The organism is Micropruina sonneratiae, assembly GCF_025972045.1.
Lineage (GTDB): Bacteria > Actinomycetota > Actinomycetes > Propionibacteriales > Propionibacteriaceae > Micropruina > Micropruina sonneratiae.
This window is the reverse complement of record NZ_JAPDHX010000005.1, coordinates 237,100-263,607: the sequence shown is the minus strand read 5'-3', so window position 1 is coordinate 263,607 and position 26,508 is coordinate 237,100. Positions and strand designations below refer to the sequence as shown.

22 protein-coding genes and 3 tRNA genes are annotated in these 26,508 nt (G+C 69.7%); 13 read left to right on the top strand and 12 right to left on the bottom strand.

Going from position 1 to position 26,508, the window contains the following annotated elements:
* Positions 1-15: 15 nt before the first annotated feature.
* Positions 16-1,875 carry an ABC transporter transmembrane domain-containing protein gene (locus tag OIE40_RS14180; protein ID WP_264703256.1) on the top strand — a complete coding sequence of 620 codons (1,860 nt, stop codon included), beginning with the start codon at positions 16-18 and terminating at the stop codon, positions 1,873-1,875.
* Complete coding sequence (locus OIE40_RS14175) at positions 1,865-3,823, top strand: ABC transporter ATP-binding protein (protein ID WP_264703255.1); 1,959 nt, start codon at positions 1,865-1,867, stop codon at positions 3,821-3,823. Before OIE40_RS14180 ends, OIE40_RS14175 begins: the two co-directional genes overlap by 11 nt.
* A gap of 46 nt (positions 3,824-3,869) precedes the next feature.
* Here OIE40_RS14175 and OIE40_RS14170 read toward each other — a convergent pair whose 3' ends face one another.
* Positions 3,870-4,841 carry an NAD(P)H-quinone oxidoreductase gene (locus OIE40_RS14170; protein ID WP_264703254.1) on the bottom strand — a complete coding sequence of 324 codons (972 nt, stop codon included), beginning with the start codon at positions 4,839-4,841 and terminating at the stop codon, positions 3,870-3,872.
* Between the two features lie 86 nt (positions 4,842-4,927).
* Between OIE40_RS14170 and OIE40_RS14165 the strand changes: the two genes are divergently transcribed.
* Positions 4,928-5,012, top strand: a tRNA-Ser gene (locus OIE40_RS14165).
* A gap of 1 nt (position 5,013) precedes the next feature.
* Positions 5,014-5,460 carry a hypothetical protein gene (locus tag OIE40_RS14160; protein ID WP_264703253.1) on the top strand — a complete coding sequence of 149 codons (447 nt, stop codon included), beginning with the start codon at positions 5,014-5,016 and terminating at the stop codon, positions 5,458-5,460.
* Between the two features lie 3 nt (positions 5,461-5,463).
* Here OIE40_RS14160 and OIE40_RS14155 read toward each other — a convergent pair whose 3' ends face one another.
* On the bottom strand, positions 5,464-7,086 hold the full coding sequence (locus tag OIE40_RS14155; RefSeq protein ID WP_264703251.1) for an LCP family protein: 1,623 nt from the start codon (positions 7,084-7,086) through the stop codon (positions 5,464-5,466).
* Between the two features lie 163 nt (positions 7,087-7,249).
* On the opposite strand from OIE40_RS14155, the gene OIE40_RS14150 reads away from it, so the two are divergent.
* Positions 7,250-7,339, top strand: a tRNA-Ser gene (locus tag OIE40_RS14150).
* Positions 7,340-7,461: 122 nt separating this feature from the next.
* On the opposite strand, the gene OIE40_RS14145 is transcribed toward OIE40_RS14150, so the two are convergent.
* Complete coding sequence (locus OIE40_RS14145) at positions 7,462-7,620, bottom strand: hypothetical protein (protein WP_264703248.1); 159 nt, start codon at positions 7,618-7,620, stop codon at positions 7,462-7,464.
* A gap of 389 nt (positions 7,621-8,009) precedes the next feature.
* On the opposite strand from OIE40_RS14145, the gene OIE40_RS14140 reads away from it, so the two are divergent.
* Together OIE40_RS14140 and OIE40_RS14135 are read left to right on the top strand one after the other, a co-directional pair.
* A complete protein-coding gene (locus OIE40_RS14140) occupies positions 8,010-8,459 on the top strand; it encodes a hypothetical protein (protein WP_264703246.1) in 450 nt (149 codons plus the stop codon).
* Positions 8,460-8,515: 56 nt separating this feature from the next.
* Positions 8,516-10,861 (top strand): excinuclease ABC subunit UvrA, encoded by a 2,346-nt coding sequence (locus OIE40_RS14135; protein ID WP_264703244.1) that lies wholly within the window; start codon positions 8,516-8,518, stop codon positions 10,859-10,861.
* Between the two features lie 36 nt (positions 10,862-10,897).
* Here the strand turns inward: OIE40_RS14135 and OIE40_RS14130 are convergent, their stop codons facing one another.
* Both OIE40_RS14130 and OIE40_RS14125 read right to left on the bottom strand, forming a co-directional pair.
* Positions 10,898-11,500, bottom strand: coding sequence for a hypothetical protein (locus tag OIE40_RS14130; RefSeq protein ID WP_264703242.1), 603 nt, complete (start codon positions 11,498-11,500; stop codon positions 10,898-10,900).
* Positions 11,501-11,585: 85 nt separating this feature from the next.
* Positions 11,586-13,421, bottom strand: coding sequence for a phosphoenolpyruvate carboxykinase (GTP) (locus tag OIE40_RS14125; RefSeq protein ID WP_264703240.1), 1,836 nt, complete (start codon positions 13,419-13,421; stop codon positions 11,586-11,588).
* Positions 13,422-13,567: 146 nt separating this feature from the next.
* Here OIE40_RS14125 and OIE40_RS14120 point away from each other — a divergent pair.
* Together OIE40_RS14120 and OIE40_RS14115 are read left to right on the top strand one after the other, a co-directional pair.
* A tRNA-Arg gene (locus tag OIE40_RS14120) sits at positions 13,568-13,643 on the top strand.
* A 70-nt stretch (positions 13,644-13,713) separates the two neighbouring features.
* On the top strand, positions 13,714-14,496 hold the full coding sequence (locus tag OIE40_RS14115; RefSeq protein WP_264703238.1) for a carbonic anhydrase: 783 nt from the start codon (positions 13,714-13,716) through the stop codon (positions 14,494-14,496).
* 17 nt (positions 14,497-14,513) lie between these two features.
* Here the strand turns inward: OIE40_RS14115 and OIE40_RS14110 are convergent, their stop codons facing one another.
* Together OIE40_RS14110 and OIE40_RS14105 are read right to left on the bottom strand one after the other, a co-directional pair.
* On the bottom strand, positions 14,514-15,893 hold the full coding sequence (locus OIE40_RS14110; RefSeq protein ID WP_264703236.1) for an HNH endonuclease: 1,380 nt from the start codon (positions 15,891-15,893) through the stop codon (positions 14,514-14,516).
* A 58-nt stretch (positions 15,894-15,951) separates the two neighbouring features.
* The gene (locus OIE40_RS14105; RefSeq protein WP_264703234.1) at positions 15,952-17,472 is read right to left on the bottom strand and encodes an ATP-dependent DNA ligase; all 1,521 of its coding nucleotides are present in this window, start codon (positions 17,470-17,472) and stop codon (positions 15,952-15,954) included.
* A gap of 159 nt (positions 17,473-17,631) precedes the next feature.
* Between OIE40_RS14105 and OIE40_RS14100 the strand changes: the two genes are divergently transcribed.
* The 3 genes from OIE40_RS14100 (at position 17,632) to OIE40_RS14090 (ending at position 20,091) form a co-directional block, all read left to right on the top strand.
* Positions 17,632-18,225, top strand: coding sequence for a hypothetical protein (locus tag OIE40_RS14100; RefSeq protein ID WP_264703232.1), 594 nt, complete (start codon positions 17,632-17,634; stop codon positions 18,223-18,225).
* Between the two features lie 86 nt (positions 18,226-18,311).
* Positions 18,312-19,091 carry a hypothetical protein gene (locus tag OIE40_RS14095; RefSeq protein WP_264703230.1) on the top strand — a complete coding sequence of 260 codons (780 nt, stop codon included), beginning with the start codon at positions 18,312-18,314 and terminating at the stop codon, positions 19,089-19,091.
* Between the two features lie 64 nt (positions 19,092-19,155).
* The gene (locus OIE40_RS14090; RefSeq protein ID WP_264703228.1) at positions 19,156-20,091 is read left to right on the top strand and encodes a DNA-3-methyladenine glycosylase family protein; all 936 of its coding nucleotides are present in this window, start codon (positions 19,156-19,158) and stop codon (positions 20,089-20,091) included.
* A 9-nt stretch (positions 20,092-20,100) separates the two neighbouring features.
* On the opposite strand, the gene OIE40_RS14085 is transcribed toward OIE40_RS14090, so the two are convergent.
* On the bottom strand, positions 20,101-20,547 hold the full coding sequence (locus tag OIE40_RS14085; RefSeq protein ID WP_264703226.1) for an Lrp/AsnC family transcriptional regulator: 447 nt from the start codon (positions 20,545-20,547) through the stop codon (positions 20,101-20,103).
* Positions 20,548-20,668: 121 nt separating this feature from the next.
* On the opposite strand from OIE40_RS14085, the gene ddaH reads away from it, so the two are divergent.
* Complete coding sequence (gene ddaH, locus OIE40_RS14080) at positions 20,669-21,514, top strand: dimethylargininase (RefSeq protein ID WP_264703224.1); 846 nt, start codon at positions 20,669-20,671, stop codon at positions 21,512-21,514.
* A 49-nt stretch (positions 21,515-21,563) separates the two neighbouring features.
* Here ddaH and OIE40_RS14075 read toward each other — a convergent pair whose 3' ends face one another.
* The 4 genes from OIE40_RS14075 to OIE40_RS14060 are packed head-to-tail and all read right to left on the bottom strand — an operon-like array spanning position 21,564 to position 26,503.
* Positions 21,564-23,591, bottom strand: coding sequence for a hypothetical protein (locus tag OIE40_RS14075; RefSeq protein ID WP_264703222.1), 2,028 nt, complete (start codon positions 23,589-23,591; stop codon positions 21,564-21,566).
* 39 nt (positions 23,592-23,630) lie between these two features.
* Positions 23,631-24,695: a glycoside hydrolase family 130 protein gene (locus OIE40_RS14070; protein WP_264703220.1), complete on the bottom strand. Its 1,065-nt coding sequence runs from the start codon at positions 24,693-24,695 to the stop codon at positions 23,631-23,633.
* A gap of 9 nt (positions 24,696-24,704) precedes the next feature.
* A complete protein-coding gene (locus OIE40_RS14065) occupies positions 24,705-25,598 on the bottom strand; it encodes a carbohydrate ABC transporter permease (protein ID WP_264703218.1) in 894 nt (297 codons plus the stop codon).
* Positions 25,595-26,503: a carbohydrate ABC transporter permease gene (locus OIE40_RS14060; protein ID WP_264703216.1), complete on the bottom strand. Its 909-nt coding sequence runs from the start codon at positions 26,501-26,503 to the stop codon at positions 25,595-25,597. Before OIE40_RS14060 ends, OIE40_RS14065 begins: the two co-directional genes overlap by 4 nt.
* Between the last annotated feature and the right edge of the window lie 5 nt (positions 26,504-26,508).

Here is a 26,508-nt window from a genome sequence, read left to right as displayed (position 1 = left end):
TAACGTTGCCCGGCTATGCACGATTTCCCCCCGCGGATCGACGCCTACACGCGCGCCGAAACCGCTCGACCTGACACGCGCAGCCCGGCACGTTTTCTGCTGTGGACGCTGCGGGTGCAGTTCGACGTGCTCGCGTTGCTGGCCCTGTCCAGCGTGGCGTGGTTCCTACCCGGGGCGCTCAGCCCGTTCCTGCTGGGACGGGCCATCGACTCCGGCATTCTGCTCGGCGACTGGGGGGCCACCCTGACCTGGGCGGGACTGCTGTTCGCGGTCATCGTGGTGGGTGCGGCCAGCGGCATCCTGCAGCACACGCTCGCCGTCCGCGGCTGGCTGATCTCCCTGTACGGCACCCAGAAGCTCGCCGCGCGCAAGTCGGCGCAGCTCGGCCACGTGCTGAACCGCAGACTGCCGACCGGCGAGGTGCTCAGCATCTCCTCCTCGGACAGCGACATCTTCGGTTCCACCTTCGAGGTGGTGGCCCGAGGACTCGGTGCCTTCGGGGCGTTCCTGCTGGTCAGCGGCCTGATGATAGGCACCTCGCCGATGCTCGGCCTGGTCGTGCTGGTCGCTGCGCCGCTGCTGGTGGGGGCGTCCGCACCGGTGCTGCGTCCGTTGAACACCGCGCAGACCGCCGAACGGGCGCAGAACGGCGAACTCACCTCGATGGCGGCCGACATCGTGGCCGGGCTGCGCATTCTGCGTGGCATCGGCGGCGAGAAGACGTTCGGCGACAACTACGCCGGCCAGTCGCAGCGGGTCCGGCGGCTCGGGGTGATCACCGGCACCTGGCGCGCCGTGGTCGAGACCCTGTCGGTGCTGCTGTCCGGCCTGCTGCTGGTGATCCTGGTCTGGCTCGGTTCACACGAGATGATGGCGGGCCGGCTCAGCCTGGGCCAGCTGATCAGCTTCGTCGGCTACGCGATCTTCATGGTGTGGCCGCTGCAGACGTTGTTCGAGGTGGCCCAGAAGTGGGTGCAGGGCCTGGTCTCGGCGCGGCGCACGATCGCCCTGCTCGGCGCCGAACTGCCGTGGCGCGACGGGTCGCTGGAACTGTCGCAGCGGCCGACCCTGCACGACCTCGCCTCGGACGTGACGATCCGGCCAGGCGAGTTCGTGGTGGTGGTGGGCGCCGACCCGGACGAGTCCGCAGCGTTGGCCGACCGGCTGGGCCGCTACCTGCCGACGGTGACGCACCCCGACTCGTCCGACGACGAGGAGGCGCGCGGCCGGGCGGCCCGGCGAGCGCGCGCCGAGGTGGAGCGGCGGCGTTCGGAGCGGGCCGCCGAGGACGCCGAGGTGGCCACCCGGCCGTGGGGCGTCACCGCAGACGGCCTGGACTACCAGCACTACCGGCTCGCCTCGCTGCGGGAACGGGTGCTGGTCTGCGACGCCGGCAGCCAGCTGTTCGCCGGCACCTTCCAGCAGGCGGTCGACCCGCTCGGCAGCCACAGTCGCGAGCAGGCCGAGGACGCGCTGCGCACCGCCGCCGCCGAGGACGTGTTCGCCGGCCTGCCGCACGGGTGGGCGTCCCGGATCGACGAGAAGGGACGCGGGCTGTCGGGCGGTCAGCGGCAGCGGGTGGTGCTGGCCAGGGCGCTGCTGGCCGACCCGCAGGTGCTGATCCTGGTCGAGCCGACCTCGGCCGTGGACGCCCACACCGAAGAGGCGATCGCCGGAAGGCTGGTCGAGCACCGGCGGGGCCGCACCACGGTGGTGATGACTGCCTCCCCGCTGCTGGTGCATCGGGCCGACAGGGTCGTCTTCCTGGCCGACGGACGCCAGGTCGCCACCGGCGCCCACAACGAACTGATCGCTGAGCGGCCCCAGTACCGGGCCGTGGTCAACCGAGGAATGGAGGAGAGCGATGTCCACTGACGTGTTGTCGGCGTCGGCCTCCACCTGGTCGGACGAGCCCAACGCGTTCCGGTTGCCGCCCGAGCTGGCCACCCCGTCCCGGCGCGGTCCGATCGCGATGCTCGCCGACCCGGTCGGGCAGCTGCGCGGACTGGCCACCCGCTTCCGCATCCGGCAGCGCCGCGCCCAGGAGTTCTTCGCGGCCTCGCGCAATCCCGAGCGCGGGCTGCCGGTGGCCCACAACAGCCGGGCGCTGGAGTTCGTGCGTGGCCTGCTGGCCACCCGCAAGGGCCTGCTGGCCGCCGTGATCGGGTTCAACGTGCTGGCCGCCACGGCCGGACTGGTGGTGCCGCGGATGCTGGGCGACCTGGTCGATGACGTGGCGGCCGGGACCACTCCGCTGGCCGCCGTCGACGCGATCATCATGGGCGTCGCCGGGGTGGTGGTGCTGCAGTCGGTGCTGACCTTCGCCGCCCGCCGGGTCTCGGCCGTGTTCGGCTACGACATGCTGGCCGCCGCCCGCGAGGAGATCGTGCGGACGGTGCTGCGCCTGCCGCTGGGCCGGGTCGAGTCGGCCAGTTCGGGTGACCTGCTCACCCGGATCACCTCCGACGTGTCGAAGATGAGCGAGTCGGTGCGCTGGGCCTTCCCGCAACTGGTGATGTCGCTGGTGGTCACGGTGCTGACCGTGGTGGCGATGGTGCTCAACTCGTGGTTCCTGGCGCTGCCGCTGGCGGCGTCCATGCTGGTGCTGGTGCTGGTCACCCGGTCGTACCTGCGTCGCGCCATGCCCGGCTACATCACCGAGTCGGGCAGCTATTCGCAGATCAACTCGACGATGACCGAGACCGTCGAGGGGGCCCGGACGGTGGAGGCGCTGGGCCTGGCAGAGCGTCGGGTCCGGATCGGGGACGACGACATCGAGGTGTCGAACAACGCCGAGCGGTACACGATGGCGCTGCGGAACCTGATGTTCATCTTCCTCGACATCGCCTACCAGACGCCGCTGGTGGCGGTCGTGCTGCTGGGCACCTGGGGCTACGCCAACGGCTGGGTGACGATCGGTGCGATCACCGCGGCCGCGATCTACGTGCAGTTGCTGGTGGAGCCGCTCGACAGGCTGATCCAGGTCGCCGACCGGTTGCAGATCGGGCTGGCCGCGACCACCCGCCTGCTCGGCATCGCCGAGGTGCCGCAGGACCGGACGCCTGGCGATCGGCGTCCGGTCGACAACCATCTGGTCGGCCGTGACCTGCGCTTCGCCTACCGCGAGGGCGTCGACGTGCTGCACGGAGTCGACCTGGACCTGCGGATCGGCGAGCGGCTGGCGATCGTCGGGCCGTCCGGCTCGGGCAAGTCGACGCTGGGCCGGCTGCTGGCCGGCATCAACGGCCCCCGCACCGGCTCGGTGCGGGTCGGCGGGGTCGAGTTGATGCAGTTGCCGCTGCAGTCGCTGCGCACCGAGGTGGCACTGGTCACCCAGGAGCACCACGTGTTCGTCGGCACGGTGCGCGACAACATCGTGCTGGCCCGCGACGAGCAGCTGTCGCCCGAGCAGGGGGACGCCGCGGTGCTGGCGGCGTTGAGCGCGGTGGACGCGCTGGATTGGGTGGAGCGGCTGCCCCGCGGGTTGGACACCATGCTGGGTCACGGACGCACCGAGCTGACCCCGGCGCAGGCGCAGCAGGTGGCGCTGGCCCGACTGGTGGTCGCGGACCCGCACACCCTGGTGCTCGACGAGGCCACCTCGCTGATCGACCCGCGCACCGCGCGGCACCTGGAGGGGTCGATGGCGGCCCTGCTGTCCGGACGGACCGTGGTCGCCATCGCGCACCGGCTGCACACCGCCCACGACGCCGACCGGATCGCCGTGGTGATCGACGGCCGGATCGCCGAACTGGGCTCGCACGACGAACTGATCGAGACCGGAGGCGAGTACGCCCGGCTGTGGCACACCTGGCGCAGCTGACCGGGAGCGGCGCGAGGCGCTTCCCCTCACCCGGTGGGGATGGGCCTCACCAGGTGAGGATCAGCTTGCCGAAGGCGTCGCCCGAGGCCAGGTGCCGGTGCGCGGCGGCCACGTCGGCGATCGCGAACCGGGTCTCGGCGGCCGGCCTGATCCGGCCGTCGGTGTACAGCGGCCACACCGAGCGGGCCACCTCGGCGCAGATCGCCGCTTTCTGCTCGACCGGACGCCCACGCAGGCTGGTGGCGATCACCAGGGCACGCTTGGCCAGCAGCGTGCCGAGATCCAGGGTGCCCTTGCGGCCGCCCTGCATGCCGATCACCACCAGCCGGCCGTCGTCGGCGAGGGCCTCGACGTTGCTGGGTAGATACTTGGCGCCGATCACGTCGAGGATCACGTCGGCGCCGTGTCCCGCACTCGCCCCCCGGACGGCGGCCAGCCAGTCGTCGTGGTAGTCGAAGGACGCCTCGGCGCCGAGGTCGCGGCACAGGTCGAGCTTCTCGGTGTTGCCGGCGGTGGCGAACACCCGGCAGCCGAGTGCACGGGCGTACTGGATGGCGAACGTGCCGATGCCGCCGGTGCCGCCGTGCACCAGCAGGATCTCGCCGGGACGCAATGCGACCCTGGTCAGGTTCGAGGTGACGGTGGCTGCGACCTCGATCAGCCCGGCTGAGGTGACCAGGTCGATGCCCTCGGGCGGCCGGACCACCTGCCCGGCCGGCACCGCCACGTACTCCGCGTAGCCGCCACCGGCCAGTAGCGCCACGCATTCGTCACCGGGGCTCCAGCCGGTGACCTCCGTGCCGACAGCGCTGATCACGCCGGACACCTCTAGCCCGATGATGTCGGTGATGCCGGGTGGCGGGGGGTAGTGCCCCTGTCGTTGCAGCAGGTCCGCCCGGTTCACCCCCGAGGCCATGACCCGGATGAGCACCTCTCCGGGTTCGGGCACGGGGTCGGGCACCTCGGACAGCCGCAGGACGTCTGGATCGCCGAAGGAATCGGTCACGACAGCACGCATGGCACCCAGCCTTGCACCATCTCGGCGGCGTCGGGCGTGGATCCAGTCGCACCGGACCCCGCCCGGACCAGTAGAGTGGTGCGTCGGGCGAGGTCGCATAGTGGACTAGTGCAGCCGCCTTGAAAGCGGCCGAGTGGAAACGCTCCGTGGGTTCGAATCCCACCCTCGCCGCGTGTCGTCCCGCATTCACGTGCTCACCCCACCCCTGCCGCTGCGCGCCTTCGCCGTTGCCGCCGGGCTCGCCCTTATCGGCGCTGTGCTGGTCGTCGCGACGTCTGCGGCGGGCCTACCGGCTGCGCTCGGGATCGTCGGGTGGGCGCTGCTCGCCGGGGCGGTGGCGTTGTTGGTGGCGTCCGCGGTGAGCTGGCGGCGGATGCGCGTGCGGGTGGAGCTGACCGACGACGGCTACATCATCACCGGCCCGGACAGGCAGCAAAGCGGCCGCTGGAGCGAGGTGACGAAGGTCACCCAGTCACCGACCAGCCTCACCCTGCACCACGGCCCGGACCAGCGCGTCCTCCTGGTCAGCCATCGCGGCGTGACCGCGGAACTGATCCACCTCAGTGGCGACCTGGCCCGCCGGCTGGACGCCAGTCGTGGCTACACCAGCCGGCTGTAGCCGCTACTTCTGCGGGTTGTAGGCGCACGAGTCGCTGAGGTTCTCCGACTTGCCGGTCGCCGACTTGGTGGGCGTGCGGGTGCTGGACTTCGTCGCCGTGGCGGTGGCGGTGGCCGACGCTGACGGGCTGGACGTCTTGGCCGCCTCTGCCTTGTCGGCCTCCTTCAGCGCCTGCTGCACCCGGCGCTGCACAGCCGGCCAGGGCGGGTTGGCGCTCACCCAGCCGGCCACCCCGGGCTGGAACACCACGCTGTGCAGGTTGGTGTTCTTCACCTTCAGGGCCAGGTCGATCATCTGCGGCAACACCCGCCGGGGAATGTCGGTCTCGATGGTCTTGGCCCCTGCGGAGGCGATCTTCTCGAAGTTGGCCAGCACGACCTCGGGTTTCGCCTGCTGCACCACGGCGTTGATCACGCAGCGCTGGCGCTCCATCCGGCTGTAGTCGGAGCCCTCGACGTGGTACCGGCCGCGGGCGTACCACAGTGCCAGCCGGCCGTTGAGGTGCTGGTCGGGACCCGGCTCGATCCAGCCCGACGGCGGGGTGCCCTCGGTCGTCTGGCCTCCGATCGGGATGCGGTAATTCACGTTCAGGGTGATGCCGCCGAGGGCGTTGATGAACTCCTTGAAGCCGTCCATGTTGATGATTACGTAGTAGTCGAGCGTGCCCAGCCCGAGCGCCTCGCCGACGCCGACCTTCATCACCTGAGCGCCCAGGTTCTTCACGTCGCCGAGCAGATCCTTCGGGATGCGTTCGGGAATGTTGTTGTACATGGCGTTGAGGAAGTATTCGGGGTTGGCGCCGTTCACCCCGTCGTAGAAGCCGTTGGGGTAGTACTGGTGCAGCGGCGAGTCCACCGGGAACGGGATCCGGGCCGTCTGCCGGGGCAGCGAGAACAGCGTGGTCACCCCGGTGTGCACGTCGATCGAGGCGACCATCACGGCGTCCGCACGCAGCCCGAGGCTGACGTCGCGATTGCCGCCGTTGTCGCCGCCGATGACGAGCACGTTGATCCGGTCCGTGTCGCCCCACGGGTCGGCCTCGGTCGTCGACCCGGGGCTGGCTGAGCCGGTGGCCTGGGGTTCCTCGTCGGAGAAGACGGTGCCGAGGAACTGGGCCGTCGACCAGGAATACTCGGCGCCGACCGCGAGCGGGGTGGCGACCGCCAGGGACAGTGCGCCCACCAGGACGCCGCCGGTGATGCGCTGGGCGGTGGTCGGGTTGGGTGGGCGCAGAGCCAGGTGGCTGGTCGCGATCACCGTCACCCAGGCGACGGCCAGCACCAGGAACCCGATGGCCAGGCCGGCGAGCACGTCGGTGTTGGTGGCCAGGGTGGTGATTCGGTTGCGGCCGCCGGTGCCCAGATAGACCAGGGTCAACAGCAGGGCCGCGAACAGGCCCATCGCGATGGCGCCCGACACCCGGCGCCCGGCCCGCCACAGGCCGAGGCCCGGAACGACGGTGCCCAGAACCGTCCACAGCATGGAGGTGCGGAAGCGGCCCGTGCCTGGTCCGGCGGCGCGACGCGGCTGCTCGGACGCGTCGGCGTCCGTCTCGGCGGTTTCGGCCGCGCTGCCGGCGTCGCCATCGCCCGCTTCCTCGGGCAAGGCGCGCTTGGGTTCGGTCATGCAGGTTCCTCTGTCCGGGTTCGGGACACGCCGATTCTAGATGTTGACTTGGCCGTAAACCATTGACCCGCATCCCGCCGTTGAGGGTTGCGGCTGGCCCGGGGTGCCCGGGTAGCGCTTTGGCGAGCGACGAGCGGGTGCAGTACGATCGGACTTCGGCTGAGGAGGTGTCGCCTAGTCAGGTCTATGGCGCCCGCCTGCTAAGCGGGTTTGGGGGTCAACCCCATCGTGGGTTCAAATCCCACCACCTCCGCTCTGAGAGCGAAGCGCCCCTCCCGAGGGTTACTCGGGAGGGGCGCTTCCTGTTCGGTGGGGCCGTCCAGTGGCTGCCCACGGTGCTCGGGGGTTAGCCGAGGTCCCTTCCTGCGGAGGAGATCACCGTGGTGAGCCAGCGGTAGGGTTCCGGTAACCGTCACGGTCGCCGGCGGCCCAGGCGTCGGCGTCCAGCACCGCGGTGTAACGCAGCAGCGCGGAGCGCCGGCGTCGTGGCGTGTCCACCTGGGTCTGCTTGGTGGCCTGCCGCTCGCGTCCCACATCAAAATGCTGTGACGCCGGGCCTTTGGCGGCGAATAGAGTGTCGTGAGTTACAGTGCCGTTAAGCGTGGAATGGTGCTTGTGGGTCGCAACTTAGCCATCTAAAATATCGGCTATGAAGAAGGCACGAGTGTCCCGATTGCGCAGCGCCACCGTTGGCTCTGGCGCTCTCACTAGGCCGTACGCTGGTGGTGCGGCCCGAATGTGTTGTCGTTGACCCTCGCTTGGCGCCGCCCTCGAGGCTTGGCACCTTCTTTCAAATCTGCGCCCACAACTGTTGCAGTTCGTGGGTTATACCGTGCAACTGGTTCCTGATATTCATTCATCCGCCAAAAACCGACGGCAGCATTGCCGCTACCGATCGGACGCCCCCAGCGAAGGCAGACATCATGACCGACATCGCCAACGATCCACCCCGCCGGTTACTACTGGTCGGCCACGGACTCATCCCGGGCATCAGCGCCACTGGCCTGTACGCCGGCCGCGTTCCGGGCCTGCCGGCCGACCTGGACCTGTACCAGTTGCCCGTGCCCGCCTTCGAGCTGAGACCTCAGGGTGACGCGTCGTCGACCCCCCACGTCGCTGAACGTCTCGCCGAGTTGGACGAGCTCGAGCAGGTGTTCGAAGAGCTCGCCGCGTTCGGTGAGCAGGGGCATCGGGTGCTCGGGCTCGCCGTCGCAGGGCGCGTGGTCAACTCGCGTTCCGGCCGAGCATGGCTCGAGCGGGTCCGTGCGATCGCACAGGGCATTGCCGGCCTGTCACTGGAGGTGTGGACGGTGACCGCGGGCCAGGCGTCCCTGTACGACGCGACCGCACAGCCGATCCGCACGGCGTCCTAGCCGCAACTGGCCGCGACGTACTGGCCCCGGCCGCGGCAGTGCGCCAGAGTGGGCGGATGCGCGCCGACAGCCATGACCTGATCCGCGTCCGGGGTGCCCGGGAGAACAACCTGGTCGATGTCGATGTCGACCTGCCGAAGCGGCGGTTGACGGTGTTCACCGGGGTGTCGGGTTCGGGCAAGAGCTCGCTGGTGTTCGGCACCATCGCGGCCGAGAGCCAGCGGCTGATCAACGAGACGTACTCGGCGTTCGTGCAGGGGTTCATGCCGACGCTGGCACGTCCGGAGGTGGACCTGCTCGACGGGCTGACCACCGCGATCATCGTCGACCAGGAACGGATCGGCGCCAACCCGCGCTCGACGGTCGGCACGGTCACCGACGCCAACGCGCTGCTGCGGATCCTGTTCAGCCGCCTGGGCGAGCCGCACATCGGGCCGCCGAACGCGTTCTCGTTCAACGTGCCCTCGGCGTCCGGCAGCGGCGCGATCACTGTGCAGCGGGGCGACAGGACGCTCGCCGAGAAGGCGTCGTTCAGCGTGCTCGGCGGCATGTGCCCGCGCTGCGAGGGACGTGGCAGCGTCACCGACTTCGACCGCACCGCGCTCTACGACGAGGCCAGATCGCTCAACGAGGGGGCCCTGCTGGTGCCCGGCTACTCGATGGAGGGCTGGTACGGCCGGATCTACCGCGCGTCCGGCTTCTTCGATCCGGACAAGCCGATCAGGAGCTTCACGAAACGGCAACTGCACGACCTGCTCTACAAGGAGCCCACCAGGATCAAGGTGGAGGGCATCAACGTCACCTTCGAGGGGCTGATCCCGAGGATCCAGAAATCCATGCTGGCCAAGGACGTCGAGGCGATGCAGCCGCACATCCGTGCCTTCGTCGAGCGTGCCGTCACCTTCGCCGACTGCCCCGAGTGCGGCGGCACCAGGCTGGCGCCCGAAGCTCGCTCGTCGAGGATCGCCGGGATCAACATCGCCGACGCCTGCGCGATGCAGATCACCGACCTCGCCGAGTGGGTGCGCGGCCTGGACGAGCCGAGCGTGGGCCCGCTGCTCGGTTCGCTGCGTGACAGCCTGGACGCCTTCGTCGACATCGGGCTCGGCTACCTGTCGTTGAGCAGGCCGTCCGGGACGCTGTCCGGCGGCGAGGCGCAACGGACCAAGATGATCAGGCACCTCGGCTCGTCGCTGACCGACGTCACGTACGTGTTCGACGAGCCCACCGCGGGGCTGCACCCGCACGACGTGCAACGGATGAACGACCTGCTGCTGCAGCTGCGGGACAAGGGCAACACCGTGCTGGTGGTCGAGCACGAACCGGAGACCATCGCGATCGCCGATCACGTGGTCGACCTGGGGCCGGGCGCCGGCTCGGCCGGGGGGCGGATCTGCTATCAGGGCAGCGTCGAGGGGCTGCAGGGCAGTGACACGGTGACCGGCAGGCATCTCGCCGACCGGGTCGCTGTCAAACAGTCGGTGCGGACGCCGTCCGGCGCCCTCGCCATTCGGGGCGCCGGCGCGAACAACCTGCGGAACGTGGACGTCGACGTCCCACTGGGCGTCCTGGTGGTGGTCACCGGGGTGGCCGGCTCCGGCAAGAGCTCACTGCTGCACGGGTCGATCCCGCCCGGCGAAGGCGTGGTGTCGATCGATCAGAGCCCGATCCGGGGGTCGCGGCGCAGCAACCCGGCCACCTACACCGGCCTGCTGGAACCGATCCGCAAGGCGTTCGCCAAGGCGAACGGGGTCAAGCCGGCGCTGTTCAGCGCCAACTCCGAAGGCGCCTGCCCGGCCTGCAACGGTGCCGGGGTGATCTACACCGACCTGTCCGTGATGGCCACCGTCGCCACCGTGTGCGAGGCGTGCGAGGGCCGCCGGTTCCAGCCCGCGGTGCTGGAGTACACCCTCGGCGGGCGCAGCATCGCCGACGTTCTGGCGATGCCGGTCGACGAGGCGTCCGACTTCTTCGCGGCGGGCGATTCGCGGGTGCCGGCCGCGCACGCGGTCCTGGCCAGGCTCGCCGATGTCGGGCTCGGCTACCTGAGCCTCGGCCAGCCGCTGACGACGCTGTCCGGCGGTGAGCGTCAGCGCCTCAAGCTCGCCGGTCGGATGGGCGATCCGGGCGGGATCTACGTGCTGGACGAGCCCACCACCGGCCTGCACCTGGCCGACGTGGCCAACCTGCTGGGGCTGCTGGACCGCCTCGTCGAGGCCGGTACCTCGGTGATCGTGATCGAACACAACCTGGCGGTGATGGCGCACGCCGACTGGATCATCGACCTGGGTCCCGGTGCCGGCCACGACGGCGGACGGGTGGTGTTCGAGGGGACGCCGGGCGAGTTGGCAGCGGCGGCGTCCACTCTGACCGGGCAGCACCTGGCGGCCTATCTCGCCTGAGCCGTCTCGCCTGTGAGTCGCGACGGTTGAGTCGCATCAGTCGTTGTCGCGGACCAGCTGGAACGTACCCTTGCCCACCGTGAGGGTGAGGTCGGCTCCGGAGCAGGTCGCCGAACCCTTGCCGTGCAGTCCGAGAACGTCGGCGACCTGACTCATCTTCAGCGTCCGGGACGTGCCGTCATGCGTGAGGCGCGCGGTTCCGTTGGAGCTGCCGAGGGTGAACCTGAGCGACGATCCGGAGCCGGAGTAGGTGCCCTTGATCTCGCCGTCGAGCACCAGCTTGCCGGTGTCGCCGGCAAGGGTGAGGCTGATCGGGGTGTCGTCGTCGAAGTCGATCTCGTAGCGGCCGTTGTCGAAATCGACCGACACGTCGCCGCCCGTGCCCTTGCCCAGCGAGCCGTCGACGCCGGTCACGTCGAACGACTGCAGGGTGTACTCACCGGCCGGGCAGTCGGCGGTGGTGCTTGCCGAAGACGTGGCCGATCCGGTCGTGGGCGCAGGCGAGGCGTTGACCGGGGTGGCGCTCGAGGTGACCGCGGGGGCTGGGGCCGAACTGGGCGCGGCCGGCTGGCCGCTGCAGCCGACGAGCAGCGCGACGAGAGCGGTCGGCACGATCAGGCGTCCTCGAGTGCTGGGCATGCCAGCGAGAGTACTCGGCGCGCCCGGCCCGGACGTGACCGCCCGCCTCGAGGCCGCCGGCCAAGCCGCAGTGCGCCGCTCGCGCCTAGGACGCGGCGATGCGATCGCGCAGGGCCTGCAGTTCCTCCCTCAGCTGGGCGGGCAGATGCTCGCCGAACCTGGCGAAGTACTCCTCGGTGAGGTCGGTCTCCCGACCCCACGAGTCGGGGTCGAGGGCGAACAGCTGGTCGAGCTGATCGGCGGTGATGGTGAGCCCCTCCACGTTGAGATCGTCGCGCCGGGGCTGGCGTCCGTTCAACGCGTCGACCGCATCCACCTCGCCGTTGACGCGGCGCAGCGCCCACTCGATGGCGCGGGCGTTGTCACCGAAGCCGGGCCACAGGAAGCGACCGTCGGCGTCCTTGCGGAACCAGTTGACCTGGAAGACGCGGGGCGCGTGTTCGCCGAGCTGCTCGCCGAGCCTCAGCCAGTGGCCCCAGTAGTCAGCCATGTTGTAGCCGCAGAACGGCAGCATCGCAAACGGGTCGCGGCGCAGTTCGCCGACCGTACCCTCGGCGGCGGCCGTCTGTTCGGAGCTGACTGTCGCACCGACGAACACACCGTGCTGCCAGTCGAACGTCTCGGTGATCAGGGGCACGTTGCGGGCTCGGCGTCCCCCGAACAGGATCAGGTCGATCGGGACGCCTGCCGGGTCGTCCCACTCGTCCGCGATCGACGGGATCTGCGAGGCGTGCACCGTGAAACGGCTGTTCGGGTGGGCTGCCGGAGTTGGGGACTCAGGGGTCCAGTCGTTGCCCTGCCAGTCGATCAGATGGGCCGGCGGTTCGTCGGTCATCCCCTCCCACCACACGTCGCCGTCGTCGGTCAGGGCGACGTTGGTGAAGATGGTGTCATGCGACAGGGACGCCAGAGCGGTGGGGTTGGTCTTCTCCGACGTGCCCGGCGCGACGCCGAAGATGCCGGCCTCGGGGTTGATCGCGTACAGCCGGCCGTCCGGACCGGGACGCATCCAGGCGATGTCGTCGCCGATCGTCTCGACCTTCCAGCCCGGGATCGTGGGTCGCAGCATCGCCAGATTGGTCTTGCCGCAGGCCGATGGGAAGGCTGCGGTCAGGTGGTAGGTGCGGCCGTCGGGACCGGTGATCTTGAGGATCAGCATGTGTTCGGCCAGCCAGCCCTCGTCGCGGGCCAGCACCGAGGCGATCCGCAGCGCGTAGCACTTCTTGCCGAGCAGCGCGTTGCCGCCGTAGCCGGAGCCGAACGACCAGATTTCGCGGGTCTCGGGGAAGTGGGTGATGTACTTCTCGTCGTTGCACGGCCACGGGATGTCGGGCCGTTCCACGCCGTCGGCGGTGATCAGCGGGTAGCCGACCGAGTGCACCGACGGCACCCAGTACTCGCCGGCGCCGATCCTGGCCAGCGGCTCGGCGCCCATCCGGGTCATGATCCGCATGCTGACCACGACGTAGGGGGAGTCGGTGATCTCGATGCCGAGCTTGGAGATGTCGCCGCCGAGCGGACCCATCGAGAACGGCACCACATACATGGTGCGGCCGCGCATGCAGCCGTCGAACAGACCGGCCAGGGTCTGCTTCATCGCGGCCGGGTCGGCCCAGTTGTTGGTGGGGCCGGCGTCCGCCTCGTTCTCGGAGCAGATGAAGGTGCGTGCCTCGACGCGTGCGACGTCGGAGGCCGATGACCGGGCCAGGTAGCTGTTGGGACGCTTGTCCGGGTTGAGCTTGACGAAGGTGCCGGCCTCGACCATCTCGGCGTAGAGCCGGTCCCGCTCATCTTCGGATCCGTCGCACCAGTACACGGCGTCCGGCTGGGTCAGCTCGGCCACCCCTGTCACCCACTTCACCAGCGCCTCTGGTGCATCGGTCGGCGCGTTGAGGGCTACATCTGGGGTGAAGATCGACATGGAGTACTCCTTCTGCCTGCGACGTTGCAGACGGTTGCTCCTCACCAGTCTGCCGCACCAAAAAGGGTGGCCGTGGTCGGTTGGACTCACTGCGCCGTGATCGCGTAAACTGATCCATCGTGGTCGGCATCGTCCGGCCCACCCGAGCGCTCGTAGCTTAACGGATAGAGCAGCTGACTACGGATCAGCAGGTTGGGGGTTCGAATCCCTCCGAGCGCGCCACAGGCGCCGGTGTTTCGGCCGCGCTTCCTGCTCTCGACAAGCTGTTTCACGCTCACTAGGGTCGGTGGGCATGGCGGTGCCCGCGAGCGTTCCCGAGTGGCTGAGACCAGTCGGCCTGCCTGTTCATCGGATGCCGTCGGCGCAGGCGCTGCAGCGACTCAAGGCCGGCAACGAACGCTATTGCAAGCAGCGCGCGGGCGAGGGCGCACCCCCCGGTGACGCTGCGCCTGCGCAGTTTCCGTTCGCGCTGGTCGTCGGATGCCTGGAGCCAGGGGCCGCTGCCGAGGAGTTCTTCGCCGAGCGACCGGGGGCGATCCTGTGCCTGCGCACGGCCGGGCCCAGTCTCGGCGCGGACGCAGTGGCGGGCATCGAGTACGCCGTGCTGGTCCAGAACGTGGCCGTGGTCCTGGTGCTGGCACACCGGGGGTGCGCGGCCGTGGAGACGGCGCGGGTGGCGCGACAGGCGGGCGTCGCACTGCCGGGCTCCCTGGACGGTTGGGTGCGTTCCGCCGCCGCGGGGACGCCGCCGCCCACCTCCGCCGACCCCGGGCGAGGCGGACTCGTGCCGCGACCCGTTGCGGCGCTGGTACCGGTCGCGGCAGCGGGGGGCCAGGCTGCACCGCCTACTGCCGGCGAGCCCGTTGAGGCTCACGTTCGAGCGTTGCGGGCCGATCTGCGCCGCGCCGACTCGTTGCTGACGTTGACCCGCTCCGGGAAGGTGAAGATCGCCGGCGGAGTGCTCGACCGCGACAGCGGTGCGATCGACTTCCTGCCCGACGAGCCGGACCCGTTCGATCTGGCGGACGAACCTGCCGCGGTGGTGCGGCCGGACCCCACCCGCTACGGCAGCTGAGCCGTACACCGCGGACCTCACGCGACCCGCCACGAGAGGTCGAGGGGGAACGGCAGCCGACGCAGCACTGTGTCGAGGCGGCTGTCGTTGGCGTCATGGTCATTGTCTGGTGACGGGGTGGACTCGTCGGCGGCGTTTTCGTGGGGCAGCGGTGGAGGCATGCTGGCGTAGTAGTGCCCGCTCGGGGTGCGGATCGTGACGCTCCCACCGGCAGCGGCACCGGCACCGGCACCGGCACCGGCATCGGCACCGCCGCTTTCGCCGAACTCGCCGGGCCGCGCGTGCCAGCCGGGGGACTCCTTGACTTGATTGCACCGTTCGCAAAGCCCTTGGCCGTTGTGGATCGAGGTCACGCCTCCCGCGTGGACCGGCAGCACGTGGTCGGCGTGCCGGATGGGTGCCCCGCACCACGGCGTCCGGCACACGACGTCGCGGAGTGCCAGGAACCGCCGCATCCCCTTCGAGAAGCGACGTGCCTTCGTCTCCATCGCGACGAGCCGCCCGGTGCCCGGCGCGGCGTACAACCGCCGCAGCCAGCCCTGGTCGCACGCCGCCGCGGCGCCGGCCAGGCGGCGCCCCATCGCTGCCGGGATCGGACCGTAACCGGACACGCGTGCCGGGACGTCACTGGTGCCGAGTAGGGCCCCGTCGGTGATGACCAGCTGCACCTCGATCGGTACGTGCGAGGCCTGGGAGTGGCCGATCACCCGCTCGACGAGGGTGTCGGCCATCAGCTGCCCCTTGCCGCGGTCATCGCCCGCCGCACGTGCCCGGGCGGCTTCGCGGGACAACGCAGCGAACACGCCCACACCCTGGGTCACCGGCAGCAGCGCCGACAGCAGAGCCATGCCTTCGGGTGCCGGCCGGAGCGAGACCCGGCGATCGGCCTCGGCTCTGGCGTTGCGCTCGACCACGCTCTGCGGATCGAGCTCGTAGCCGAGACGACGAGCCTGCGCCACCACCTGCCCATTGGCCAACCCTGCGAGCCGCCCCGAGAGGGCGGCGTCGACCAGGGCTCGATCACCTCGCGATAGGCACGCGGTCTCTCGCGCCACCAGGCTCGCCCGGTATTCAGAGATCTCGCCCGCCGCGAACAGCTTCATCGTGGCGGGCAACTCCGCCTCGAGCGCCCATGCCAGGCTGAGCAACCGGGCGCCACGGGAGGGGGACTCGCGACGCGCCAGGGCGACCTCCGCCGCCACCGACCGGGCAACTCCCTTCACGGGGCGATGCTGTGCGGCAGCCTCGGCCTTGCGCACGCTCAACAGCTCCAGGGCCAGCCGCGCCTGCTCGGCGGCTGCAGCATTCTTCGCCCGCTCCAGCTCGCCGATCCGCTCGACCAGGGCGGCCGCACCGGCGATGCCGCCTGGGTCGCGAAGAGTGTCGAGCGCATCCATGAACCGAGTATAATAGATCACCTGTACTATTACGAGGTCTGTGGATAGTGAGTCTTGGTCACTTTGCCAGGCTGCGCACCGTCTCGATGGTGTCCGCCTCGGCCGCGGTCTTGTCGTCGCGGTAACGCAGCACCCGGGCGAAGCGTAGGGCGAGCCCGCCGGGGTAGCGGCTGGAGCGTTGCAACCCGTCGAAGCCGATCTCGACCACCTGCTCGGGGCGCAGGTACACCGTCCCCTCGTCGCGGCGCTCCTCCAGGGCGAGGAAGCGCTCGGTCTGCCATGCCAGCATGGCGTCCGTCATTCCCTTGAATGTCTTGCCGAGCATGACGAAGCCGCCGGACGCGGGGTCGCGGGCGCCCAGGTGAATGTTGGACAGGGTGCCGCGACGGCGTCCGGACCCCCATTCGACCGCAAGGACCACCAGGTCGAGGGTCAGAACCGGCTTCACCTTCACCCACGACGAGCCGCGGCGCCCGGCCTCGTAGGGTGCATCGAGGCGCTTGAGGACCACGCCCTCATGCCCCGACGCCAGCACCCGGGTCGCGAAGTCGTCGGCGGCCTGCGCATCGTCGGTGACGAGGCTCGCCACCCGCAACGACGCCGGCACGAGCTCGGCGAGCAGCGCGACACGCTCGCGGAAGGGTAGATCGAGCAGGTCGTCGTCACCGGCGGCGAGCACGTCGAAGAAGAACGAGGACATCGGCGCCGCCGCCCGCACCGTGGTGGCGTCCGACGTCATCGACCGGGCAGCCGTCTCTTGGAACGGCCGGGGCCTGCCGTCGGGGCTGAGCGAGAGCGCCTCGCCGTCGAGGACCAGCCGTTGGGAATCGAGCCGGGCCACCGCCTCCACGACGTCGGGCAGTCGGTCGGTGACGTCGTCGAGACTGCGACTGAAGACCCGGATGTCGTCACCGTCGCGATGCACCTGGATGCGGATTCCGTCGAGCTTGGCCTCGACGGCCGCCTCTCCGCCCAACTGGGCCACCGCCTCGGCAACGGACTTGGCGCTGGCGGCCAGCATGGGCTTGATCGGACGCCCCACCTGCAGCCCGATCGCGCGCACGGCATCGGCCCCCTCGATCAGCGCGGCGCGGGCCACCGCCGGTGTGGAGCCGGACAGCATCACTGCCCGGCGGACGGTCGCCGCGGGCAGGCCGGACGCCCTGATCAGTGCATCCACCAGTACGCCCTCGAGGGCGCCCTGCCTCGTCTCGCCGGTGATCAAGCCGGCCAGCCAGCGTTGCTCGTCGTCGGTGGCTCGGGACATCAGCTCGTCGAGCCGGCTCTTCCGCGCCAGTTGGGAGCCGGGGCCGGACAGCCTCGACAGTTCGTCGAACCTGGCGTCGGTCTCGACGACGGTGAGGGACGGTTCGGCGGCGGGTGGCACCCCGGCCCTGGCCGACCGCCAACCCACGCCCGTGCGACGCTGCCGCAGCGACCCTGAGAGGTAGGAGGCGACGATCTCGACCTCGTCGGCGCCGGCCCGGGCGAGAGTGTCGGCCAGGGCAGCCACCTTGGCCAAGCGGGACCGGGTGGCGGACACCAGGGCCGAGGTGGTGACGAGCTCTGCCAGCAGCATGGGCTCATTCTGCAGGCCGGGTCCGACAGAACCTGGCTCAAACGGCTCTTCTGTGGACAGGTGAGGGCCACCAAAACTCTGCCTGTGGATAACTCCGAGACGTCGCGGAAAGCGGCTGATCGCATGTCAGACTTGCCGCCAACCCCCGGGAGGAGAGAAATGAGGCGAGTTGAACTGGGTGCCGTCGCGGCGCTGGCCGCCGCCCTGCTGGCGGGGTGTGTGCAGCCGGCGGAGCCGACGCCCAGTGCCAGCCCGACGCCCACGTATCTGTGCACTCCCGAGGCCGGTGGTGATGAGGCGCCCTGCTCCGAGGCGGACTACCAGAAGATGAAGGAGAAGGACGCCCTGTACGCCGAGGCCGAGCAGGTGTACCGGAAGTACTTGGCGGCGTATCACGCGGTCGCGGAGAAGGGGGGTGCAGACAAGCTGCCGAGTTCCATCAGCACACTGATTGGCGACAAACAATTGGCGTCGAATATTGAGCAGGATCTACTGGATTTGAAGAACTCTGGATTGCACGTCAGGGGCCCCGGCATCACCGTTAAATCTGTGGAACGCCTCCCGGGGAAGGCAATGTCAGGCTCAGACGTCACGCTTCGTTTCTGCTCCGATGCCAGTGCGAACGCGGTCCTCAAAGGAAGCAAGAAGGTAAATATGGGCGCAATCTCTGTCGATACTGTCTATCTTCGTAGCTTCGATGCTTCTGTGAAGATTGTGGCAATTCAGTATAAGGCGGGAAAATGTGGCGGCTAGTGACGGCACTCCTACTCATCGTGACCTCGTCTGTGTGGGCGGCGGCGGACGTTTCGGCTGCCACGTGTCCAAAGGGCTCGGTATGGGTGAAGACGACCAAGTATGTGAAGAACGCGTCCAGTGGCAAGCATGCAACGATCTTCTATCAGAGCAAGGATGACGAAAGGGCTCAGACTCAAGGGGGGTACTGCAAGAAGCTTGGTGGCGGCGCCGGTGCGGCTGCAGATGGCGGGGAGCAAGTCGATACCGTTAATGGCACCACCTACTGCCGGGTCGATTCAATCATCCAGGGCATCAGCAACGAAGAAATGAACGACGGCTATCTGACCATCGAAGGAAACCGCTGGGTACGCTGCCCGCCTGGAATCAACATCGAGGATGCCGTCTCCGCAACTCTCGACCTCGACGCCATAGCGCGCTCGCTCGCCGTCCAGCTGCACCTGCCCGATGCGACTCCGATCTTTTCACCAGATCCGAAGAACAACGAGTGGAAGATGCTCACCGTCGGATTCCCGGTCTGGTTGCGCACCGACGGTCCCGACAGCAAGTCGACCACCGCGTCCGCCCAGGGCCTCACCTTCCGGCTTAGTGCGACCCGCACCTCGACGAACTTCACCATGGGCGACGGAAAGACCCTCACCTGCACCGCCATGGCGCGCTACTCGGAGACCGTGAAGGCCGGCTCGCCGTCGCCGAATTGCGGGCACACCTATCAACAGCCCTCCGGCAAGGGGCGGTACACGGTGACCGGCACGCACCACTGGACGATCGCCTGGAGTGTCGACGGGTTCTCCGGGTCCTTCCCGATGACCTACTCCGACTCGGCCACGATCCGCATCGGGGAACTGAGCTCCCTGAACCGCTGACCGGCGCACCGCCCGCCACCCTCGCGCGTCCAGGTCTGTGGGTGCGGTACGGCACTATGGCGGCATGACGGCATCGGTCACGGTGGGGCAACCACTCACCCGCGCCTGGCGTCCGCTGTGGCCGTGCCCGGTCCGCCAAGTGTGGCGTCACTGGCAGCGCGGCGCCGGAGACCCCACCTACCGCATCGAGAACGGACGCCACTGGCGCGGCCTCCGCACCCCGCTCGGGCCCGCTACGCTGTGCGTCGAACCCCTCGACGCCACCGGAACGATCAAGGCCGAGGCGTGGGGTACGGGAGCCGACTGGGCGCTCAGCAACCTGCCCTCGATGTTGGGCGCCGACGACGACCCCACCGGTTTCGCCCCCCGTCACGCCAACCTCGCGCAGGCGCTGAAGGAGAATCCGCACTGGCGACTCGGCCGAGGCGGCATCGTGTGGCAGGCGCTGCTGCCGGCCATCATCGAGCAGAAGGTCACCGGTCAGGAGGCGTTCGGCGGCTTCCGACGACTGGTCCACTTCCACGGCGAGCGCGCTCCGGGCCCGGGCGCGACCCTGCACCTGTGGATTCCTCCCGGCCCCGACACGGTGCGGCTCATTCCCTCGTGGGAGTGGCTGAAACTGCACATCGACCCGGCCCGCTCGCGACCGATCGTGCGCTGTGCGCAGGTCGCCGACGCCCTCGAACGCACCCTGAACGTCCCGCTCGAACTGGCCGACACCCGGTTGCGTTCGATCGCGGGCGTGGGTGTGTGGACGTCGGCCGAAGTCCGCTTCCGGGCCCACGGGGACGCCGACGCGGTCAGCTTCGGCGACTACCACATCCCCAACGAGATCGGGCACGCCCTGGTCGGCCACGACCTCGACGATGACGCCTTGGCCGAACTGCTCGAGCCGTATCGACCGCACCGGCACCGGGTACAGGCGCTGCTCGGCATGCGCAGATGGCGTGAAAGGCACGGCCCGCGGCTGGCGCCGCGCACGCACCTTCCCGCTCAGTGAACCGGCCCCTCACCCGCTGGCCGGTACCCGGCGGTCGACCAGGGTGGACAGCACGATCGCGGTCTCGGTGTGGTCGATGCTGGCCGCGGACCTGATCCGCTCCAGCACCTCTTCCAGATGCCGCACGTCGGTGGCCAGCACCCGGATCAACGCATCCGGCTGCCCGGTGATCGTCCACGCGTTGGTGACCTCAGCGATGCCCTCCCAGGCGTGGCGGAGTGCCTCGGGACTGATCGCCCCCGAACAGTAGACCTCCACGAATGCCTCCGTGCGCCAGCCGCCGGCCGCCGGGTCGACCACCGCGGTGAAGCCGCGGACCACCCCTTCGTCCAACAGCCTGTCGACCCGACGCTTCACCGCGGGCGCCGACAGATTCACCTCGGCGCCGAGCTCGGCGTAGGTGGCCCTCCCGTCCCGGATCAGCAGCGCCACGATCCGTCGGTCCAGATCGTCCATCTCAACCCCCGACCAGTTGCGCAATGAATCACCGAAATTGGTGTTGAGGCGCAACATATCAGGGGTGAAGACGCAAGGGCCGTACGACGTAGAGCCTCACCGCCCTACCTACTCTGTAGCCATGACTCTCGCCGCGCCCGTCGTCGCCAGCCGGATCGACCGCTTCCGTCCGCGTCGCTACGCCATGACGCGGCCTGACCATTTCGCTGTCGAATACGCAATCAACCCCTGGATGGACACCTCGGTGCCGGTCTCGGCCGAGCGCGCCGTCGCTCAGTGGCAGGCGCTGGCCGACCTCTACCGCTCCCTCGGCCACACCGTCGACGAGGTGCCGTCGGTGGCCGGGCTGCCCGACATGGTGTTCGCCGCCAACGGCGCCACCGTTGTCGGCGGCATCGCCTACGCCGCGCGCTTCCGCTACCCGCAACGGGCCGCCGAGGCCACCGCCTACACGACCTGGCTCGAGTCCGCCGGGCTCGGCCCCGTCCACCCGGCGAGCGCGGTCAACGAGGGCGAGGGCGACTTCCTGGTCTGCGGTGACCGGATCCTCGCCGGTTACGGCTTCCGCACCGAACTGGCGGCCCACGCCGAACTGGCCGCGATCACCGGCCGCGCCGTGGCCAGCCTCGAACTGGTCAACCCCTGCTACTACCACCTCGACACCGCCGTGGCCGTGCTCGACGACGACCTGATCGCCTACTACCCGGCCGCGTTCAGCGCGGATTCGCAGCGCCTGCTCGCCGAGCTGTACCCGGACGCCATCATCGCCACCGACTCCGACGCCGAGGTGCTCGGACTGAACGCGGTCTGTGACGGCTACCACGTCGTGCTGTCGGCGCTGGCCACCGGGCTGATGGCGCAGCTGCGCGAACGCGGCTTCGAACCCATCGCTGTCGACCTCTCCGAACTGTTCAAGGGCGGCGGCTCGGTGAAGTGCTGCACGATGGAGATCCGGGCGGCGCAGTAGGCCCTCGATCGGGTGAAACAGGACCGGAAGAACCGTCCCCTCGGTCCAGCTACCGCGCGCGGAACACCAGGGTGAAGCCACCCGGTTCGATCAGCACCCGGCGCCCACCGATCAACCCCCCGAACGTCCGCGCACCGTTGCGGTCGTAGCTGCTCACCTGCACCCGGCCACCGGACGACGCCAGCACCCGCACCTCGCGGCGATCACTCTTCGAAGTGAGCAGCTCCACCGCACCGGTCGTGCCGGACGCCGTGAGCCGGGCCACCTCGGGCATCAGCAGCAGCGCGTCCAGTACGGCCGTGCCGCCGGAGACCTCGGCCGTCACCCGCTCGGCTCCGGCCAGCGCCGGACGCGCGAGGGCGACCGGGGTGAGCCGCACCGGGGAGGCCGCGTCACCCTGCTCGCCGACCGCCCCGACCCGCACGCTGCCCAGGGGTCGTGAGCCGGCCGCGAACCGCACCACCGCGTCCGAACCGTGCTCGAGGGCCAGCACCGGCTGCACCAGCACCGGCTCGTCGGACGCCGGCAACGCCCACTGCGCCCGCGCGCCGTCGCCGGCCACCACCTGCCGACCGCTCCACAACGACTCTCCGGTCCAGGCCGCGGCAGGGTCCTGGGTCACCGCGTCGCCGCTCCAGGTGCCGGCCTCCGCCTCGACCACCGTCAGCCCGTCGCGGACACCGATCGTCGCCGACGCCTTGGCGAGCGTGGCCAGCTCGCGATCGGCGTCCAGCACCTGCATGGTGAGCAGCCCGTGGATCGTCGACTCCGCACCCGAGTTGCGGTTCAGCCGCCCGTCGGCCTCGACGCCGTCGAAGGTGACGCCGGTCGCCGGGTCGTAGGTCGGCCGGCCCGAACGGTTCGCTCCGAAGAACCAGCCGGCGCTCACCCCGGCCAGCCGGCGGATGCCTTCGCGGCCCGCCACCCGGCCCACCTCGTAGCAGGCCCGCACCCGGGCGTCCGCCCCGTAGGCGATCTGGACCTTCTCCAAAGGCACCGGCAGCCAGCCGTTGTCGGGGCCGGTGGCGGTGAGCAGCTGGGCGGTGAAGCCGGCCGTGTCGCCGATCGCGGGGCTCAGCAGGCTGCGGTCGCCGAGGGCGCTGGACGCGGCGGCCAGTCCCTGCGCCATCTCGGCACCCCAGGCGTGCCAGTCGTCGAGTGATTCCGCCCACGGCAGCAGCGCCCGGAACGGCCACTGCGCGGTGCTGCCCGCGTGGAACTCGGCGATCCCGCGGGCCAGCCGGCGGGTGGCGCGAATGGCGGCCCGCGAACCCGTCGCCCTGGCATACGGCGCCAGCCCGAGCAGCGCCTCGGAACTGGCGTCCGCGCCCTGCGTGATCAGCCACGCCGGCACCCGCACGCCGTGCAGGTCGTGGTACTGCCCGTAGCGGACCAGCGTGTCCCGCTCGAGGGCGGCGATCGCCAGCTCCATCCGCTCGCGCAGGAAGGCGGCGAAGGCCCGGTCGCGCCTGGCGAACGCCACGTAGCCCTCGCCGAAGGCCCACAACGCCCGGGCCGTCCAGTACGACTCGCCTGCGTCGGCGGGGTTGGGGTTGTCCGGCGGGGTCGGGGTCGGGTTGAGCGTGCCGTCGGGCTGCATCCAGAGCAGGAACTCGCCCGCGTGGTCGCCGGTCAGGGTCTGGAAGTAGGCCAGGCCGCGCAACTGCTGGTAGGCCTGCCGGCGGGCGTGCGCCGATCCGGTTGCCCGCCACTCACGCAGGTACACCACCGCGGCCCGGGCGATGTCGTCGGAATCGTAGGCGCCCTGACCCCACGTGTCGGACTCCGCGTCGTAGCTGCCGCCGCCGACCGGGGTGTAACCGCCGTCGTCGTTCACGTTGGCGTACACCCACAGCAGCCCCACCTCGGGCTCACGCCCGAGCCGGTAGGTGGTGTGGGCGGCCGTCGCCGACAACCGCACCGTGGTGGTGAGGTCGTCCAGGTGGGCCAGGTTGGTGAGCCGGTCGGCCGCCCCGGCCGGGGTCGCCGCGGTGACGGCGCCGACCCCGGTCAGGACGCCTGCGGCGCCGGCCGCGCCGATCAGGGTGCGCCGGCGGAGGGTGGGTTGCTGGGTCATCGTCGACCTCCAAGGTTGGGGTGGTTCAGTCGGTGGCGTTCACCGTTGGTCTCGTTCGATGCGGGCCACACCGATCGCCTCGTCGGCCATGCCGTAGAAGGTGAACAGGGTGCCCTCGACCTCGGCGATGGCGGTGGGGAAGACCACGTTGGCGACGATGCCGACCCGTTCGTCGGCGGTTTCCGCGCTGAGCAGCGGCAACGGCGTCCGGGCCAGCACCAGCGACGGATCGTCGGCGTCCAGGATGAGGCCGCCGGCGGCGTAGTGCACGTCCTTCTGGGGGGTGAACGGGTCGTCGGAGATGCTGCCGGATACGCCGTGGTACAGCAGCAGCCAACCTTCGGGGACCCGAACCGGCGGCGGCCCGCCACCGATCTTGAGGTGCTCCCAGGCGGCCTCTGAGCGGGCGATCTCGCGGTGCCCGAACGGCCGCAGCAGCGCTTCGGGGTCGGCCACGGCGTCCGCGAGCCGCACGTACGAAAGCCAGATCGCCGCCCGCGGGTCGTCGATGCCGGTCGGCAACTGCGTCCGCTGGCCCGGCAACTCGAACATCGGCCGGTGCAGGAACGCCAGGCACGGCGTCCCGTCCGGGCCGGTCACCGGCTCGGGGAAGAAGGCCAGATCCTTGTTGGGGAACAGGTTCAGGTCAGTGTCGAGGGCGTCCTCGTAGCGGAACTGGAACGGTCCCAACCGGGTGAACTCCGCCAGGTCGGTCGAGACCGCCAGGGCGGCCCGCGGGCCCAGCGGTCCGTAGGCGACGTACGGCATCAGGTAGAGCCCCAGCTCCGGCACCCAGGTCAGCCGGGGGTCCTCCACGCCGCCGTGGTCGGAGCCGCGCTCCCAGGAGCGCTCCGGCGCCAGGGCGATCCCGCGTCGCTGCACGCCGATCGGCGTCCCATCGCCGATCACCACGTCGGCGACCGCGATCCGGGAGAAGTTGCCGTGCGCCACCACCCGGGGGAACAGCAGCAGCCGGCCGTCCGGCGTCCGGGCCGCTGCCGGATTGAGCACCCCCTCAGCCTCGCGCGGGTCGTGCGGATCGGGTCGCATCACCACCCCGGCCCGGACGAGCCGGTACGGGAAGTCCCTCGATGCAGTAGTCACGGTCACACCTCAGCCCTTCACCGCGCCGCCGACGACGCTGGCCACGAGATAGCGCTGCAGGAACAGGTAGACCAGCAGCAGCGGGGCGGCGACGATCATGGTGGCCGCCGACAGCAGCGTCCACTCGCTGGTGTAGGTGCCCTTGAAGTTGAACAGCCCCAGCGTCACCGGCCAGTGCTCCTGGCTGGTGAACAGGATGGTCGCCAGGATGATGTCGTTCCACACCCCGATCGCCTGCAGGATGAATGCCGTCGACAGCACCGGCATCATCAGCCGGGGCAGGAACGTGAACATGTAGCGCAGGTAGCCGGCGCCGTCCATCGCGGCGGCCTCGTCGATCTCGCGCGGGATCGAGTTCAGGTACCCGGTGACCAGCAGGGGTCCCACCCCGACCCCGGAGGCCATGATCAGGATGTAGCCCAACGGGGTGTCGTACAGGTTCAGCCGCAGCGCCAGCTGGAACACCGTCACCAACGTGTTGGGCAAGAACAGCATCGCCGCGAACAGCCCCTGCCACACCTTCGGGTGTTTGACGTAGCCGCGCGCCACCGGAAAGCCGATCATCAGCGACATCACGGTGCCCACCGTGGCGGCGACCAGCGTGTAGACGACCGAGTTCAGCACGTAGGCGGCGAAGTTGCCCTGCTGCCAGGCCTGGACGAAGTTGCCGAACTGCGGGTCCTTGACCAGGCCGGTCGGATCGACCAGGAACTCCGCGTTGCTCTTCAGGGCCGTGTTGACGAGGAACAGCAGCGGGTAGAGGTAGATGACGACGACCAGCCCCATCAGCGCATACGACACCCACGCCCAGGCCCGGTGCGGACGCCCACCGATGCCCTCGGACGCCGGGGTCTGCAGTCCGCTGCTGCCGGTGGGGACGGCGGCGACCGGCAGCGTGCTCATAGCGCTGTCTCTCGCCGGCGCAGGTAGGCCAGGCTGGCCAGCGAGATGATCGCGACGATGACGAACTGCACCATCGAGATGGCGGCCGCGTACCCCTGCGACAGGACGGTACCGCCCTGTGCGCCGCCGAAGCCCTGGGTGAAGATCGCCAGGCTGAGCACCTGGGTCGCCGGGTTGATCGGACCGGTCAGCACGTAGATCAGCTGGTAGCTCTGCAGTGAGCCGATGATGCACAGCAGCGTGTTCGCGGTGACCGCCGGAGCGAGCAGTGGAATCGTCACGTTGCGCAGCTTCTGGCCCGACGTGGCACCGTCGATGTCGGCCACCTCGTACAGTTCCTGCGGGATGGCCTGCAGGCCGGCCAGGTAGATCACCACCGCGACCCCGATGCCGCTCCACACCTGGACGAAGATGACCAGCGCCATCGCCAGGTTGGGGTCGCCGAAGAACGCCGACGACGACCCGAAGGCCGCCCAGAGCTGCTGAGCCGGGCCGGCGGCCGGGTTGAAGATCAGGGTGAAGATCAACCCGATCACCGTGACCCCCAGAATGGTCGGCAGGAACACCACGGCCCGGGCGAAGTTGCGGCCCTTGAGCCGCTGGTTGAGCAGCACCGCGATCAGCAGCGCCAGGCTGTTCTGGAACAGCGTGACGGCGAACGCGAACACGAACGTGTTGGTCAGTGCCACCGTGTTGTAACCCAGCTGGGCGGCGCTGAAGAACGTGCGGTAGTTCTCCAGCCCCACCCAGTGCACCGGCAGGAACGGCAACGAGCGGATGTCGGTGAACGAGATCACCAGGATCCCGACCGCCGGGATCAGCGAGAACACCACCACCAGCGCCATGCCGAGGGCGAAGGTCAGCTGCGCGGTGCTGCGCCGGCCGAAGACGATGTAGTTCCTCACCGTCG

What these genes read in the sequence shown, in the direction of transcription:
- OIE40_RS14110 (WP_264703236.1), bottom strand. Translation starts at nt 15,893, where the DNA reads ATGGATGCGCTCGACACTCTTCGCGACCCAGGCGGCATCGCCGGTGCG.
- OIE40_RS14135 (WP_264703244.1), top strand. Translation starts at nt 8,516, where the DNA reads ATGCGCGCCGACAGCCATGACCTGATCCGCGTCCGGGGTGCCCGGGAG.
- OIE40_RS14115 (WP_264703238.1), top strand. Translation starts at nt 13,714, where the DNA reads ATGGCGGTGCCCGCGAGCGTTCCCGAGTGGCTGAGACCAGTCGGCCTG.
- OIE40_RS14155 (WP_264703251.1), bottom strand. Translation starts at nt 7,086, where the DNA reads ATGACCGAACCCAAGCGCGCCTTGCCCGAGGAAGCGGGCGATGGCGAC.
- OIE40_RS14075 (WP_264703222.1), bottom strand. Translation starts at nt 23,591, where the DNA reads ATGACCCAGCAACCCACCCTCCGCCGGCGCACCCTGATCGGCGCGGCC.
- ddaH (WP_264703224.1), top strand. Translation starts at nt 20,669, where the DNA reads ATGACTCTCGCCGCGCCCGTCGTCGCCAGCCGGATCGACCGCTTCCGT.
- OIE40_RS14175 (WP_264703255.1), top strand. Translation starts at nt 1,865, where the DNA reads ATGTCCACTGACGTGTTGTCGGCGTCGGCCTCCACCTGGTCGGACGAG.
- OIE40_RS14065 (WP_264703218.1), bottom strand. Translation starts at nt 25,598, where the DNA reads ATGAGCACGCTGCCGGTCGCCGCCGTCCCCACCGGCAGCAGCGGACTG.
- OIE40_RS14105 (WP_264703234.1), bottom strand. Translation starts at nt 17,472, where the DNA reads ATGCTGCTGGCAGAGCTCGTCACCACCTCGGCCCTGGTGTCCGCCACC.
- OIE40_RS14140 (WP_264703246.1), top strand. Translation starts at nt 8,010, where the DNA reads ATGACCGACATCGCCAACGATCCACCCCGCCGGTTACTACTGGTCGGC.
- OIE40_RS14100 (WP_264703232.1), top strand. Translation starts at nt 17,632, where the DNA reads ATGAGGCGAGTTGAACTGGGTGCCGTCGCGGCGCTGGCCGCCGCCCTG.
- OIE40_RS14180 (WP_264703256.1), top strand. Translation starts at nt 16, where the DNA reads ATGCACGATTTCCCCCCGCGGATCGACGCCTACACGCGCGCCGAAACC.
- OIE40_RS14085 (WP_264703226.1), bottom strand. Translation starts at nt 20,547, where the DNA reads ATGGACGATCTGGACCGACGGATCGTGGCGCTGCTGATCCGGGACGGG.
- OIE40_RS14170 (WP_264703254.1), bottom strand. Translation starts at nt 4,841, where the DNA reads ATGCGTGCTGTCGTGACCGATTCCTTCGGCGATCCAGACGTCCTGCGG.
- OIE40_RS14125 (WP_264703240.1), bottom strand. Translation starts at nt 13,421, where the DNA reads ATGTCGATCTTCACCCCAGATGTAGCCCTCAACGCGCCGACCGATGCA.
- OIE40_RS14090 (WP_264703228.1), top strand. Translation starts at nt 19,156, where the DNA reads ATGACGGCATCGGTCACGGTGGGGCAACCACTCACCCGCGCCTGGCGT.
- OIE40_RS14130 (WP_264703242.1), bottom strand. Translation starts at nt 11,500, where the DNA reads ATGCCCAGCACTCGAGGACGCCTGATCGTGCCGACCGCTCTCGTCGCG.